At 63.9% G+C, this 14,563-nt stretch carries 8 protein-coding genes and 2 pseudogenes; 6 read left to right on the top strand and 4 right to left on the bottom strand.

Going from position 1 to position 14,563, the window contains the following annotated elements; genetic code table 11:
- The first annotated feature begins 104 nt into the window (after positions 1 to 104).
- From ACPEE0_RS06590 to ACPEE0_RS06580, 3 genes and pseudogenes are all read left to right on the top strand, one after another.
- Positions 105 to 1,924, top strand: a pseudogene (locus tag ACPEE0_RS06590) (DUF6541 family protein).
- 124 nt (positions 1,925 to 2,048) lie between these two features.
- On the top strand, positions 2,049 to 3,056 hold the full coding sequence (locus ACPEE0_RS06585) for a substrate-binding domain-containing protein (protein WP_009356844.1): 1,008 nt from the start codon (positions 2,049 to 2,051) through the stop codon (positions 3,054 to 3,056).
- Positions 3,053 to 4,747, top strand: coding sequence for a DUF2142 domain-containing protein (locus tag ACPEE0_RS06580; protein ID WP_424574179.1), 1,695 nt, complete (start codon positions 3,053 to 3,055; stop codon positions 4,745 to 4,747). Before ACPEE0_RS06585 ends, ACPEE0_RS06580 begins: the two co-directional genes overlap by 4 nt.
- A 253-nt stretch (positions 4,748 to 5,000) precedes the next feature.
- Here ACPEE0_RS06580 and ACPEE0_RS06575 read toward each other — a convergent pair whose 3' ends face one another.
- Positions 5,001 to 5,468: a GtrA family protein gene (locus ACPEE0_RS06575; RefSeq protein WP_354175320.1), complete on the bottom strand. Its 468-nt coding sequence runs from the start codon at positions 5,466 to 5,468 to the stop codon at positions 5,001 to 5,003.
- A gap of 2 nt (positions 5,469 to 5,470) precedes the next feature.
- On the opposite strand from ACPEE0_RS06575, the gene ACPEE0_RS06570 reads away from it, so the two are divergent.
- A complete protein-coding gene (locus ACPEE0_RS06570) occupies positions 5,471 to 7,138 on the top strand; it encodes a DUF2142 domain-containing protein (RefSeq protein WP_424574178.1) in 1,668 nt (555 codons plus the stop codon).
- Here the strand turns inward: ACPEE0_RS06570 and ACPEE0_RS06565 are convergent, their stop codons facing one another.
- From ACPEE0_RS06565 to glf, 3 genes and pseudogenes are all read right to left on the bottom strand, one after another.
- The gene (locus tag ACPEE0_RS06565; RefSeq protein ID WP_424574177.1) at positions 7,139 to 7,873 is read right to left on the bottom strand and encodes a hypothetical protein; all 735 of its coding nucleotides are present in this window, start codon (positions 7,871 to 7,873) and stop codon (positions 7,139 to 7,141) included. It abuts the gene before it with no gap.
- Positions 7,874 to 7,895: 22 nt separating this feature from the next.
- Positions 7,896 to 9,161 (bottom strand): glycosyltransferase, encoded by a 1,266-nt coding sequence (locus ACPEE0_RS06560; protein ID WP_424574176.1) that lies wholly within the window; start codon positions 9,159 to 9,161, stop codon positions 7,896 to 7,898.
- A pseudogene (glf, locus tag ACPEE0_RS06555) lies at positions 9,158 to 10,346 on the bottom strand (UDP-galactopyranose mutase). The gene ACPEE0_RS06560 and the pseudogene glf overlap by 4 nt, the downstream one beginning before the upstream one ends.
- Positions 10,347 to 10,555: 209 nt before the next feature.
- On the opposite strand from glf, the gene ACPEE0_RS06550 reads away from it, so the two are divergent.
- Together ACPEE0_RS06550 and ACPEE0_RS06545 are read left to right on the top strand one after the other, a co-directional pair.
- Complete coding sequence (locus ACPEE0_RS06550) at positions 10,556 to 14,122, top strand: FtsK/SpoIIIE domain-containing protein (RefSeq protein WP_424574175.1); 3,567 nt, start codon at positions 10,556 to 10,558, stop codon at positions 14,120 to 14,122.
- Complete coding sequence (locus ACPEE0_RS06545) at positions 14,119 to 14,556, top strand: hypothetical protein (protein ID WP_424574174.1); 438 nt, start codon at positions 14,119 to 14,121, stop codon at positions 14,554 to 14,556. Before ACPEE0_RS06550 ends, ACPEE0_RS06545 begins: the two co-directional genes overlap by 4 nt.
- Positions 14,557 to 14,563: the final 7 nt, after the last annotated feature.

Below are 14,563 nucleotides of genomic sequence, written 5' to 3'. Positions count from 1 at the left end.
CTACGTTCCCGGTGCTGTGGTGGCGGCATGCCTGAAATTCCGTCTGGGCGGCATCCTCGGCCTTGCCCCCCCTTCTGTCGACGGCAGCGGCAGGACTGGCCGGAGTGCTCGCCGGTATCCTTGGCGTCCCTTGGAGCGTCCTGCCGTTTGCCGCAGTGACGGCTCTGCTTGCCGGGGCCGCCCTGCTGGTCACGCGCGGCCTCCGCCATCGGATTGCGGGCGCGCCGCCCTGGCGGCAGTGGCTGCCTTTCGCTGCCATGGCCTTTGCCACTGTCCCTATCTCCGTACGCTTCATCCAGCTGGTCGGCTCCCCCGAGCACCCCTCCCAGGTTTTCGACAACGTCTTCCACCTGAACGCCATCCGGTACATCCTGGACACCGGCAACGCCTCGTCGCTGAATCTCGCGTCGCTCCAGGGGGTCTCCGGTTTCGATGCTGTGTATCCTGCCGCGTGGCATTCGTTCGCGGCGCTCCTGGTCCAGGTGGCCGCCGTCGACATCCCTACGTCGCAAAACGTGCTCAACCTGGTCCTCGCGGCTGTCCTCTGGCCGGCGTCGTGCCTGTTCCTGGTGGCCAAGACCATCTCGCGCCGGCCGGCCGCCCTCGTGGTCGCTTCAGTGATCGCTGCCGCCCAGGTCGCCTTCCCGTTCCTCATGATCGTCTGGGTCCGCTGTTTCCGTATGCGCTGGCGCTCAGCATGATGCCGGCGGTCATAGCCTGCCTCGCGGCTGTCGCCCGGCTGGGCCGTACACGGACAGACCCGCTGCGCAGCTGGGTCCCGGCACTGCTGCTCGCACTTGCGGGACTTGCCTTTGCACATACCAGTTCGATCAACACCACCATCGCCGTAAGTTTTCCCATTCTCGGACTGCTCTGGTGGCACCTCGCGAGGAACACCAAGTTCCAAGCCAGCGTGCTGCGGGCATGGCTCTTCATCGGCGGGACCCTGCTCTCCCTTGTGCTGGCTGCCGCACTTTGGTTGAAATTGCGCCCTGCACCCTACGACAACTGGGGGCCGACGGTGAAACCTGGCGCCGCCGTCGGGGAAATCCTGACTGTAAGCCCCATGCAATCAGCCATACCGGCGCTGGTTGTCGCCATCCTTTCGGTTGCCGGTCTGCTCACGGTCTTCCAAACCCGAAGGTTGCGCTGGCTGGCAGCCTGTTATGGCGTCGTCGGTGCACTGTACGTGGTGGCTGCGTCGTTTCCCAAGGGTGCCCTGCGCGATGCCCTCATAGGCACGTGGTACCAGGACACGTACCGGCTTGCTGCCCTGCTGCCGCTGTTCGCAACCCCGCTTGCGGTCGTGGGCGGCCTGCGGCTCTGGGATTCATGGCGGAACTCCGCTGCTGCCCGCCGCCTGCACGGCACCCTGGAGCGGCGGTTCCGCTGGCTGGCAGACCGGGGACCGGTTGCCGGGGCGGCTCTTGCTACTGCTGTGTTCGCACTGCTGGCGACATTCGCCGGCCCTGTCACGCACTATATCGGTGGTGCGTCCACTGTTTACCGGTTCGATGCAGCCTCAGAGCTGCTGACCCCGGATGAGCTCGCGCTGTTGAAGCGTCTCCCACATCATGTTCCCGCCGATGCGGTCATTGCAGACAACCCCTGGAACGGCAGTTCCCTCGCCTACGCCTACAGCGACCGGCCTGTTCTGACCGCCCACCTGTTCGCGGAAAAGGACCAGGACGCAGTCCTGATTGACGAACACCTGAAGGACACACCGGATGATGCCCGGATGTGCGAAGCACTGAAAAGCAAAAACGTACGGTACGTGCTGGACTTCGGCAGCCGGTACCTGATAGATCTCCCCGGATCCGGAGAGTATCCAGGCGTCACCGACATCGGGGATGCCCCCGGCTTTAAGCTGGTCGATTCCCAGGGCCCATCTGCCCGGCTGTACGAAATTTCGGCGTGCGCATGACAAACCCCCTGCACCATCGAACGTTGCCCTGCCTCAACATCCGTGGCACGGGCACTAGGCTGGAAGGGTGATTCCCGTTTCTCTCCGAGCAAAAATAAGGGCTGCCGCCTTGTTGACGGGGCTCTTGTCCCTGTCTGCATGTGCCACCACTCCCCCGGGCACTGTTCAGGGTGCCCTCACAGGAATCGGCAGCAACGCTGCCCAGGGCGCGGTCAGCGCGTGGGGGCTGGCATGGGGCGGTGCCGTCAAAGGCACCTCGGTGAGCTACTCCCCCGACGGCTCCGCAGCCGGGCTCAAGGCCTTCCAGGACGGGCAGGCACATTTCGCGGTGAGTTCCGCCCCCCTTACCCAGCAGGAAGCCATATCCGTTCGCGGCATGTGCACATCTGACGGCGCCGTATCGGTGGCGGCCGGGGTTTTGCCTGTGGGCGTTGCCATCAAAATCAAGGGTGTCAACGATGTGGTGCTGGACGCCCCCACCCTCGCCGCGATCCTGCAGGGTGAGATCACGCGCTGGAATGATCCCCGCATCACCGGCCTGAATACCGGAACCGAGCTCCCCGACCTTGAAATCACCGTCATCGCGCCGGAAGGCCCCTCGGATACGGTACGTCCGGTAAACGATTACCTCAACGGGGAGGCCGGTGTTGCCTGGGACCCCGATTCCCCGGACAGCTGGCCGTCCACGGTCATAGGACAGGTATCTTCGCCGCCGCTGGACCTCGCAGACAAGCTGGATGACACCAACGGCGGGCTTTCCATTCTCGACGGAAGCATCATCGGCAACCGTTTCACTGCAGCGCAGCTCGTCTTTGACGGCAAGCCGAGGCGGCTGCAGGCCTCCTCTGTCGTCGACGCCGTCACCACAGGGGAAGTGGATTCGTCCCCGCGCGGCGTGGTTCAGAAACTGGACGGGGCCTCCGGCTATGCGTTGGGCACCGTGCTTTACGTTCATATGTGCCGGGAATACTCCGAGCCCGCCTTGACCCGGCTGAGCCGGTCCCTGGGCCAGAGCCTCCTCAGCGAAGACGCGCAGAAGAACGCCAACGCATTCGCCTTTGTCATGTCACCCAGCAAGACGGCAGTAAGCGAAGCCCGTGCATTGATTGGCACCAACGGAGACGGACAATGACCCTTTTCCTCAGCAACGTCCGACGCGGACTTCCACGTCCCCTGCCGACATTCGGGCTCCTGGCCACAATTTTCGCCCTCTTGTTCGGGCTGTGGGCGGTTGCCACCCCGCTCATGGGTGCACCCGACGAGCCCGCACACACGATCAAGGCCGCAGCCGTGGTCCGCGGCCAGGTCCTCGTGGAGGAGGGCACTTCCTTCGGTCACGGTGTTCATGTCCGGGTCCCCAACTACATCGCAAGCCTTCACGCCCAAAGCTGCTATAAATTCAACCGCGCACAAGCAGCCGATTGCGCAGCGCCGGTCTATGCGGACGACACTTTCACGAATATCGGTGTGACCTCCGCCGGCTCCTACAACCCGATGTACTACTGGGTGGTCGGGCTCCCCACCCTGTTCATGTCCGGCGCTCCGGCCATCTATGCGATGAGGCTTGTCAGTGCAGCTCTCTGCGCATTGTTCTTTGCCGCCGGGTTCACCGCCCTGACCGAACTGCGGCGCCCCAAATACCCCGTCCTCGTCGCGGCCCTCACCATGACTCCGATGATCCTGTTCCTCGGCGGAGGCATCAACCCGAACTCCCTCGAAATCGCAGCCACCATGGCAGCCTTTGCCGGTTTCGTCGTGGTGCTGGACAACTGGCGCAACACACGACGGGTCCTGCCAGCGCTCGCAACGGTCGTGGCAGCGACAGTGGTCCTGGCAAATGCACGCCAGATTTCCTTGGTGTGGCTGCTGTGTGCCCTGATCGTCGGCGTATGTTCGTTCCGGCTGCGCCGCACGCTCGCCGTCTTCACCGACAAGCGTGTATTGACCGCCGTCGCGGTGGCTGTCCCGGGCGCGCTGCTGGGATTCCTGTGGATGTACGTTGCCGCCAACGGGCCTGCGAATGTCGGCGTGGCACCGGAGGGGATAGCGAATCCGCACCCGGACGCCCCTCTCTACCGCGGCTTCATGATCATGCTCGACCGGACCTACGATTTCTTCCCGCAGTACATCGGCACCATGGGATGGCTGGACACACCGGCGCCTGAGCTGGTGACACTTGTGTGGGGCGGCCTGATGATCGCCGCACTGGTTGTTCCCTTCTGCGTCCGCCCCCTGCGCAACTGGACGGGCTACTGGGTGGCCCTCGCCATGCTCTACCTTGTCCCTGCACTCCTGCAGACGGCGCTCTGGCGCGGCATGGGATTCATCTGGCAGGGACGGTATACGCTGCCTCTCGTCGTCGTGCTGTTCGTCAGTGTTGGCCTGGGGCTCCGGAAGCTCCGGTTCCCGACCTCCCCGGTTGCAGTGCACATTTCGCGGGTGATGTTCTGGCTGATTGTGTTTTGCCACACCCTGACGTTCGTTTACGTCCTCCGCCGTTATGTGGTGGGAATCAGTGAGATTGCCAACTGGCAAACACTTTTCTCTTCACCCGACTGGCAGCCGCCGCTCGGCTGGTTCACTCTAACGGCGGCCTATCTGCTGGTGACCGCAGCCGGGGTCCTGCTCCTGTTCCGCTACCTGCACCCGGGCCAGCCGCTGATTGTCCGGGCTGCCGCTTCTGGCGGCAAGGGTAAGGGTCTGGCCAGGGCGGGCAGGCAGCATGAGCAGCCGCACGTGGGGGAAACGGCCTCTACAATGCCGAATACCGGAGACCCTGTTACCTCCGGGTCCGAGGTAAAGACAGGTCCCGGCCAGTCCTAGGTTCCGTTCCAAGGGGCGGGAGGGGACAAAGGCGTCATCTCCCGCCGCCCGGGGAGACGGTTTCAGCCCGTCAAAGGCCGTGGGGCTTACGTTGTGTCGCCCGGACGGCGCTGCCGTCGGATTCACCGGCGCGTGACCTGCCGGCTATGGGTGAAGCTGTATCCGCCTGACCACTTAGGATGCGGTACCCGGCGGCTGGAGCGGGAGGCGGAGTCCTGGCGTGTTCAGGAGAACCCGACAGTGAGCGCCAGCGCTATTCTCCCGCGTCCCGCTTGAAGATCCAGTGGCGGTACAGGAAGTAATTCCAGACCGTGGTCATGACCGTGGCACATGCCTTACCGATCAGGTAGGACCAGCCGAGGGCGTCAAACCCTGTCACCACGAGGTCGCTGACCGCGATGTTCACAATCACCAGCAGGATGTACTTAACGGCGGAAACGCTGCCCTTGTTGGTGGCGCGGAAGGTGAACATTCTCTGCAACAGGAAGTTGAACACCAGGCTGACGACGAATGCAATAGGTGTCGCAAGCCACAGTTCCACTCCGAAGACTTCATGCAGCAGTGCAAGGAGCCCCAGGTCAAGGGCGAAGGAAAGACCGCCGACAAACAGGAACCGGACAACAGCGTTCTGGTAAAGGCCAAGGGCAAGCCCCGGGACTGACGGGGGCGCTTGGGCAGGTGATTGTGGAGACGACGATGCACCAGAAATAGAACTGCGCATCGTTGTTATCCTCCCCGGAAGCTGGAGCGCACAGATATAAACCCCGTACGTCCAAAGTATGGTTAAACCTATCATGCAAAATTCCCTCAGGCCGACGCTGCCGCGTCCGCTCAACTCACCCCTGCCCGACAAAAAAACGCCCTTCGCCGCTGCGCGTTTTGTTGGTTTCCTGGCTTCTGTTCGGCTGCATTGGCACCCTCTGGAGCTTCGCCTCTCCCCTGATGTCCATACCCGATGAGCCGGCGCACGCCATCAAGGCCGCGGCCGTTGCCCGGGGACAGTTCAGCGGCGCCAGTACCGGTGTCCAGGGGGAACGGCTGACTGTAAACGTTCCAGGCTATGTGGCCAGCCTCGACGCCTACAAGTGCTTCGCCCACCACCCCTACCTGACTCCGGCGTGCGCGCCACCCATCGATTCGACAGACCGCGGCTGGGTACCCGCACAGACTTCCGCCGGAAATTACAATCCGGTGTACTACGGCATCGTGGGAATCGGAAGCCGTGGTCTCAGTGGTGAGCCGGCGCTGTATGCGATGCGGCTTATCAGCGCATGGCTGGTTGCGTTTTTCCTCGCGGCCATAATGTGCGCTGCATCGTCGTTGCGTCACTACCATCGACCGGTCATAGCCTGCGCCATCGCGCTGACGCCTGCCGTCTTCTTCCTGTCCGGCTCCGTTAATCCCAACGGCCTTGAGATCGCTGCGGCAGGTGCTGTCTTCATGAGCCTGTGTGCGATCTTCGAGCGGACCGCGGCCGGAATGCCCGGCAGCAGGTTGCTCTTTGTCATTGCAGCGCTGTCCGGCAGCCTGCTGGCCCATACCCGGCCGCTTTCCCTGCTATGGCTTGCGATCGCCGCCGTGTCCGCTATTCTCTGCTTCGGATTCAAGACGTTTATTCGCACTTTTGCGGTCCGTGGCTTCCAACTGGCCGTCCTCGCTGTCGGCCTGTCCAGCCTGTTTGCCCTGTGGTGGGTGCTGTCCGCCAAGAGCTTTGACAGCCTGCTCGCTGGTGCTCCGCTACCGGCCGAGGAAGCCGCCGTTGCGATGCTGGACAAGACCGTGTTCTTCATGGTCGAGTACGTTGGGGTTCTTGGGTGGATCGACACCCTGCCTCCTCCTGCTGCAGTTTACGCGTGGGTCCTTGGATTCGGTGCCATGCTCTTCCTGGCTTTTACGGCACGCCCGGTCCGGGGACGGTGGGTCATGGCCCTCCTGGCCCTGACCGTCATCGTTGTACCGGCCGCCCTGCAGGCAAGTTCAAGCGAGACCCTGGGTTGGATCTGGCAGGGACGGTATACGTTGGCCATGGTGGTGACGCTGATCCTGGCTGCCGGTGTGACCACCCGTTTCCGCCGCTTCAGGATCACGCCGTGGACAAAGTCCATGGTGCGGTGGGGTTTGGTGCTGGGAGCCCTGGCCCACTTTTACGTGTTCATGGAAGGACTCCGGCGCTACACGATCGGCGTCATGGACCACGTCAACTGGACGGAGATGTTCCAGCCGGAGTGGCAGCCGCCGGGCACCTGGCAGGTGCTCGCCGTCGCCTACCTCGTGCTGCTGGCGGTCAGCGGAACCCTGCTTTACCGCCTGTTGACCGCGCCTGCATGGCAGTCCAGGCTGGCAGCCCCGGCACCTGCTGCCCGGCCGGCCGAGCACTCGCACAGCGGCTAGTCAGCTGGAAGCCGCAGCGCTCCTGGCGGCAGGGCCACCGGCGTGGTCCTGCCCGGGGGCAGCTGCCTGGAAGGTCCTGCGCCAGGAGTCCGTTGACACCAGTTCCGGCAAGGCGGATTTGTAGGCCTCGGCGAGGTCGTCCCATTCTTTGTACAGCCGGGCATGCTGGCTGGCCGACTGCTTGAGCATTTCCCTGAGTTTCCGGGGGTCACGCTTGTACCAGGACGCCGCGGTTCCCTCGGCATTGGACACGACCACAGAGTCGTAGTGCGCGATCCGGAACCAGCGGTTATCGATATGGGCAAGGTAGGCCTGCGGGCGTTCCAGCGCTTCCCGAGAGGGCCGCTTCAGCAATTGCCGCGCCACTGTGGCGACTCCCCACTGCACCATATCCTTCTTCGCCGGCATTTGGATGTCCGCAGAGGTGGACAGCCCGGCGCCCAACGCGGGAGGAGGGAATTCGTCCACGTCCTCGAGCATCTGCGCATCCGAGTAGGCGCCGCGGCGGGCCAGGATCTCGGCCAGCTTGCCGTGCAGTGCGGGATGGAGATGCGCGGGGCCTGCCAGCAGGTCCTCCCGGGCGCTCAGCCGGTTGTGGACCGTGAAGTACTGGAGGGATACGAGGTGCTTGACGTCTTCCTGGAAGGACTCGCGAAGAACGTTGCCACCCTTTGGGTGGGGCTGTGCAGCAGCGCGGTGATGAGCCTGTTGCGGTTGTGGAAATACGCCTGCCATCCGACAAGATCATCTTTGTCGATCAGGAGATATGCCAGAGCGCCGCTCCAGGCAGGGAAACAGTACGGAATCCTGCTGCCCGTGCACGCAGTCCGTACTCTGAGTCATCCCACTTGATGAACAGCGGCAGGGGAAGCCCCACCTGCCGGATGACGGAGGTGGGGATCATGCACATCCACCACCCGTTGTAGTCGACGTCGAATCGCCTGTGCAGCCAGGGAGTCTGCCGAAGGTTGGACACGCTGAAATCGTGCCGCATCTGCATATCACGATGCGGCTGGCCCGGGGAGAACCGTCGGGAGTCAATGGTTTCACCCATCGAGTACAGGGTGCTGCGGCTGTAAAGGTCGAACATGTGTCCGCCAACGATCGTTGGGCTCTTGCAGCTTCCCGAAAATGCCATCATCCGCATGATGCTTTCCGGTTCCATGACCACATCATCATCCAGCAGGAGAACGTAGTCGCTGCCGTTTTCCACGCTTTCGTACATGCCGCGGGCGAACCCTCCGGAGCCGCCGAGGTTAGCCTGGTCAATGACGCGGAGTTTTGGACCGAGCAGGGCCGCTACTTCCGCGAACCCCGGCTGGTCTGCCACCTTCCGGGACCCCTGGTCGACAATGAGCACTTCCCTGGCGAGTTCCAAGGCTTCCGGATGGCCGGCGAGGGTCCGGACATTCGCCAGGCAGAAGTCCGGCTTGTCCATGGTGGTGATCTGGATCGTTACCGTCTCCCCGGTCCTCACCGGCGGCGGGCCCTCCCACCGTGCCTCCTTGAGGACGAGGTCTCCCCCGCTGGAGGCCAGATCGAACCAATACCACCCGCCGTCGCCGAACGGCTTGATGGACAACTCAAATTCGGTGCGCGCGTCATCCTCAACCCTGGCGCCATCCACACGCTGGATGGTGCCGCGGGCATTTGACTTGTAGACGGTAACGGATCCCCGCCCGGAAGTCTCCACGACCAGGCGGATGTCCCGAAGGTGGGTCCAGCGGCGCCAGTAACTGGCGGGAAAGGCGTTGAAGTACGTCCCCAGGGAAAGTTGCTCCCCGGACCGTACCCGGACGGATTGCCGCGACAGCAAATCGTCCACGTGCACTTCGCGGGTATTGGAGCCGACGAGGTGCAGTTTTTGTTCAACAGGTTTGGGGTTCCTGGCGAATTCATCGCTTTCCTTGAAGCGAACCCCGGTTGCCGGGCCGGCATCTGCATAGAGGGACATAGTGTCCACCCCGGACTCCGGCGGGAAAATTACCCTCTGAAGTGTTGACCAGCCCGGCGCGGCACTCATGCGTCGACGCCTCCGCTTTCCAGCTTGACGCCGCTTTCGAAGTGCGGGCGGATCTTGTTGTCGAACATGCTCAGCGCCGACCCGATGGCCATGTGCATGTCAAGGTACTTGTAGGTTCCGAGGCGTCCGCCGAACAGGACGTCCTTTTCAGCAGCCGCAAGGTCGCGGTACTTCAGCAGCCGCTCGCGGTCCGCCGTCGTATTCACCGGGTAGTACGGCTCGTCGCCCTTTTCCGCGAAGCGCGAGAACTCGCGCATAATAACGGTCTTTTCCGTCTGGTATTCGCGCTCGGGGTGGAAGTGCCGGGGTTCGATGACGCGGGTGTAGGGAACGTCGGCGTCGTTGTAGTTGACGACGGAGGTGCCCTGGAAGTCCTCCATGTCGAGCACTTCCTCCTCGAAATCGATGGTGCGCCAGGAAAGGTCACCTTCGGCGTAGTCGAAGTAGCGGTCGACGGGTCCGGTGTAAACGACCGGGATCTTGCCCACAACCTTGGTCTTGCTGTACTCGTGCGACTCGTCAAAGAAGTCCGTGTTCAGGCGCACCTCGATGTTCGGGTGCTCGGCCATCTTCTCGATCCACGCGGTGTAGCCGTTGGTGGGCAGGCCTTCGTACTTGTCGTTGAAGTACCGGTTGTCATAGTTGTAGCGCACTGGAAGCCGCGAAATGATCCCGGCGGGGAGGTCCTTCGGATCCGTCTGCCACTGCTTGCCCGTGTAGTGCTTGATAAAGGCCTCGTACAGCGGACGGCCAATCAGCTGGATGCCCTTGTCGTTCAGGTTCTGCGGATCCGTACCCGCCAGTTCACCGGCCTGCTCCTGGATGAGCTCACGCGCCTGGCCGGGGGTCATGTTTGCGCGGAAGAACTGGTTGATCGTGGCGAGATTGATCGGCAGCGAGTAGACCTCGCCTTTGTGCACGCCGTAAACCTTGTGGACGTAGTTCGTGAAGGTGGTGAATCGGTTGACGTACTCCCACACCCGCTCATTGGAAGTGTGGAACAGGTGCGCCCCGTAGCGGTGCACCTCGATGCCGGTCTGCTCTTCTTTCTCGCTGTAGGCATTGCCGCCAATATGGTGGCGGCGGTCGATGACGACGACCTTAAGGCCGAGCTCGGTAGCGGCCTGTTCTGCGATTGTCAGGCCAAAAAAAGCCAGACCCAACGATGACAAGGTCAGCGGTCACAAAATCTCCTGGTTTGAATGCGGGCAGCGCAATGATGCGCATTGTCTGCTGTTCTAGCCTACCCGAGGCATCACGGCGCCCGTCGAATCAGCGGCCACTGGCGCCGCCCGCCCAGGGCACGCATGGTTGTCCACATAGCCTCCTTCGGCGGCGCCAGGACCAGCCAAGTATGGCTAGCGTGGGGTCAACGGCAAGAAGGATCAGTGCTTATGAGGCTGCACTGCACACTGGTGGGTGGACCCGGGTCCGGCCTGGCTTCCCACCCGCTTGAGCTGACAATCGACGCCCCGGAAGGCGCTCCAGGCGCCGCACTTTGCCGGCAGCTCGCGGAACAATTCGGAACAGGGATGGTCACCGTCGCAGGCGAGGATCTCCAGTCGGCACGGTTGGGGATCCCGCCCCTCATCCCAGGCGCAATACTTGTCGACGGCGGCCCGGAACCAAGGCGCCGGAAGCAACGGCGCAGTCCTTGTGGCGGCCATCCTGCCGGGCTCGTCCTTGCCGTCCACACCGGCGCCGGCGCCGGAACAGTCGTACCGCTGCAGCGTGGCCAATACACCGTGGGCAGGAGCAATGCACGCATCGTCCTTCCCGATGCTGAGCTGTCCCGGGAGCATGCCCGCCTGACGTTGACCGACAAAGACATCTTCATTGAGGATCTGGATAGTGCCAACGGCACCTACGTGGACGGCGAGAGAATCCGCCACTCTGCCGTCACTGCGGGGTCAACCATCAGGTGCGGTAATTCAACCATGTCGCTGATGTTCGCCGACGTCCCGATCAAGTCCCTGGCCATGGCCGGAGTTTCAGCACAGGAACCGATCACTGTGCCTGGACGGGGCGATCCGGGAAACCGGGCTGCCCTTCTTGTGACAGCAGCGCTCCCACTGGCCATAGGCATCGGCCTGGCCCTCTTCACGGGCATGTGGATGTTCCTGGCTTTCGCGGCCACCTCGGCGGTTGCCCTCCTGGTTCCCGTTGTTTCCGGACGGCGCCAGCGGCGGGATGCCGCCAGGGCAGTCAGGAAGGCGGCGGCCCAGGACCGGGAAAGGCGCCTGGCCTCGGGACCTTCGCTTGCGGTTACTGCCCTGGCCACGCGGAAGGGGGCAAGGTCAGCTGCTTCCGTGCCGGATACCGGTGGCATCTGGCTGCGGCTGGGCGAGGCGGAGCAGGACGCGAACGTCACAACCGTGCCGGCCGCCGCCCTCGAGGTCCCATCTGTTGATTCGGTTCCGGTGACCTTTGACCTGCTGCAACCCCGGACAGTCTTCGTGGGGACAAAGCCACTCCGGGATGGAATGATCAGGGCCATTGTCATGCAGCTCTCGGGATATCCCAGGTGCAGGAGCACCCGGATCATTATCTTCGGACCGGCAACAAGTCTTCCCCTTGCCGCTCGATATCTTCCTGATGTGGTCCTGATGGTGGCAGCGGAGGCCTGCCGTGATTCCCTAAAAGAGGGATTCCCACCCGGCTATGAGCACGGTGTCCTCCTGCTCGCGGACGCCACAGCTGACGGCAGGACGGCAGCCATGCTCATGGAAGAAGCGCACCGGCACGGCTGGCAGGTCCTTGAATTCCGTTCCAGGGCAGCGGCCGGCACACCCGCCGTCGATGTCGTCCTGCACCACCACGGCTCAACGCTGCGAGGACAGGGCGAAGACATCACCTTCGTGGCCGACCTGGCACAAAACGACGTCTTCGACGGATTCTGCCGGCAGCTGGCCGCTGCGCCACCCCGGCCGAACATGGGGAAACACCCAATCGCGCGCACTTGCGCGCTGGAGGATGTCCTGCCTTTGTCACCCGCCCACCTGGCCGCACGCTGGGATTCGAGCATCGGGGAAGCGGGCCTTGCCGCGCCGCTGGGACTCGATGCGGACGGGGCCCTGGTGATTGATCTGCAGGCCGATGGACCCCATGTGCTCGTGGCCGGGACCACAGGGGCCGGGAAATCCGAGCTGCTGCGCAGCCTCACCCTGGCCCTGGCGCTCACCCATCCGCCCAGCCGCATCAACTTCCTGTTCCTGGATTTCAAGGGTGGTTCCGGGCTCGGCCCCCTGACCGGGCTTGTGCACTGCGTGGGGCTGTTGACCGACCTGACCAGGGATGAACTGGAACGCACACTGACCTCGCTGCGGGCGGAAATCCGGCTGCGTGAGGAAGCGCTCGCGGCCGCGCGCGTTCCGGACCTTGCCGGATACCGGTCCACCGCGGAAGCCGAAGGATTCCCCATCCCCCACCTGGTGATCATCATCGACGAATTCCGGATGCTCGTCGACGACGCACCGGAGGTACTCCGCGAGCTGATGCGGATAGCATCCATCGGCAGGTCCCTCGGGATCCACCTCGTCATGGCGACCCAGCGGCCGCAGGGAGCCCTGACGGCTGATATCCGGGCAAACGTTACCTCCAGCATCGCCCTGCGGGTGCAGTCGGACATGGAATCCGTTGACATCATCGGCTCCAAGGAGGCAGCTGCCATCCGGCTTGACGCCCCGGGGCGGGCATTCATGACGCGCGGTACGGAACCAGCCCGGGAGTTCCAGGCCGCAACAACAAACCTGGTCCGGACACAGTCAGCCCCTCTCACGGCCATCACCGTGCAGCTCACCACCGAGCACCTTACTGCAGGGGCGCCTGAGCCTGGGCACGCGGAACCGCAGACTCCAGCGCAGGCCGCGGCACCCCTGATTGCCATGATTCGCGATGCGTGGACCTCCAGGGAGGGGGCAGCGCCACGTGTTCCGGTCGCCCCTCCCCTGCCCGATGACATCGTGGAGCCATCGATGGGTTGCAGCGGGCCCGATCCCTTTCCCGGCGACCCGGCCTGGGCCCTCACACTTGGAGCGATGGACCTGCCGAAGGAGCAGTCCGTTCATCCGCTCGTTTGGAGACCGGGCGCCGACAGTCACCTGGCGTTGATAGGTGCCCCCGAATCCGGCGCAGACGAAGCGGCGCAACTGGTGCTTCGGGGCCTGCTGCTCCACCGCGAGCCGGCGCACTGCTACATCCTCGACGGCACCGGGTCTTTCAGTTCTGCGGCCAGGCACCCGCGTGTGGGGGCTGCCACGGGTCTTCACGAGCTTCGCCGTGCGGTGCGGATCCTTGAGCGTATAGCCCTGGAGATGACCCGCCGGCTCAGCAGGCCCGCGGAGGCCGCCGTTCCCCTAGTGGTGCTGGTCTCCGGCTGGGGCGCGTGGGTGTCGGCCTTCAGATCAGGTCCGCTGGCGTGGGCCGAGGAACTCATGCACGATGTGGTCAGGGACGGCGTCCGGGCGGGCGTCACCGTGGTTATCTCGGGTGACCGGGAGCTGGTCAGCGCCAGGTTCTGTGGGGCGTTGTCCAGCCGGCTGTATTTTCCTGCCGGGTCCAACAGGACAGCAGGGTGGCGCTGGCCCCGGCTGCCGTCCACGACGGCAATCAAAAGCAGGGCGGTGGCTTTCGGTCCGGTAGCAAATGGTGACTCTGCAGTTTGCCAGGTGTTCCGGCTGGCGCCCGGCCGGCAGTGGCCCGAAGGTCCGTTGGGCGTCGGCGACCCCGCTGAACCACTGCCATTCCGGGTGGAGCCGCTGCCCCTCCGGGTCACGGCGCCAGAGGTCCGCGGCATCCATGAGCGTGAGGGGGTATCGGCAAATGCTGCACTAACACGGTCCACGCAGGACATGCTGATTGGAGTGGGCGGAGACGAGCTTTCCCTGTTTACCTTCGGCTGGCCGCCGCGGGCACCGTCGCCGTCCTCGGAAGGTCCGGGAGCGGCAAGACCAACACCTTGAAGTCGTTGCAGGAACTGAACCCCGCTCATCACTGGCTCAGCCCGAACTCCCCAACGCCGGCGGCCAACCCTTGGACCAGGATCCTGTCGGCTGCCCGCGCCGGCGATCTGCCCAGCGATGCTGTGCTTCTCGCGGACGACGCAGACCTCCTGTCGCCGGCCGCCATGCGCGACCTCTCGGAACTGCAGGCGCTCGGCCACCCATTGGTGTTGACTGCCAGCTACAGCCCGCTGCTCCTGCAGCGTGTTCCGCCCGCCATGGGTGCCCGTGCTGCCGGAACGGCCCTGCTGCTCGGACCGGCATCCTTTGCGGACGGAGACGCGTTTGGGTCCGTTTCGAAGTGGAACCGGCTCCGCCCCCGGGCAGGGCGGTGCTCATCTCCGCAGGACGGGCCCAGGCCATCCAAGTGGCCCGGGCCTCGGAGGCAGAATTGAAGGAGCA

Source organism: Arthrobacter sp. SD76 (assembly GCF_049726125.1).
Classification (GTDB): domain Bacteria; phylum Actinomycetota; class Actinomycetes; order Actinomycetales; family Micrococcaceae; genus Arthrobacter; species Arthrobacter nitrophenolicus.
This window is presented reverse-complemented; position numbering and strand designations above follow the sequence as displayed.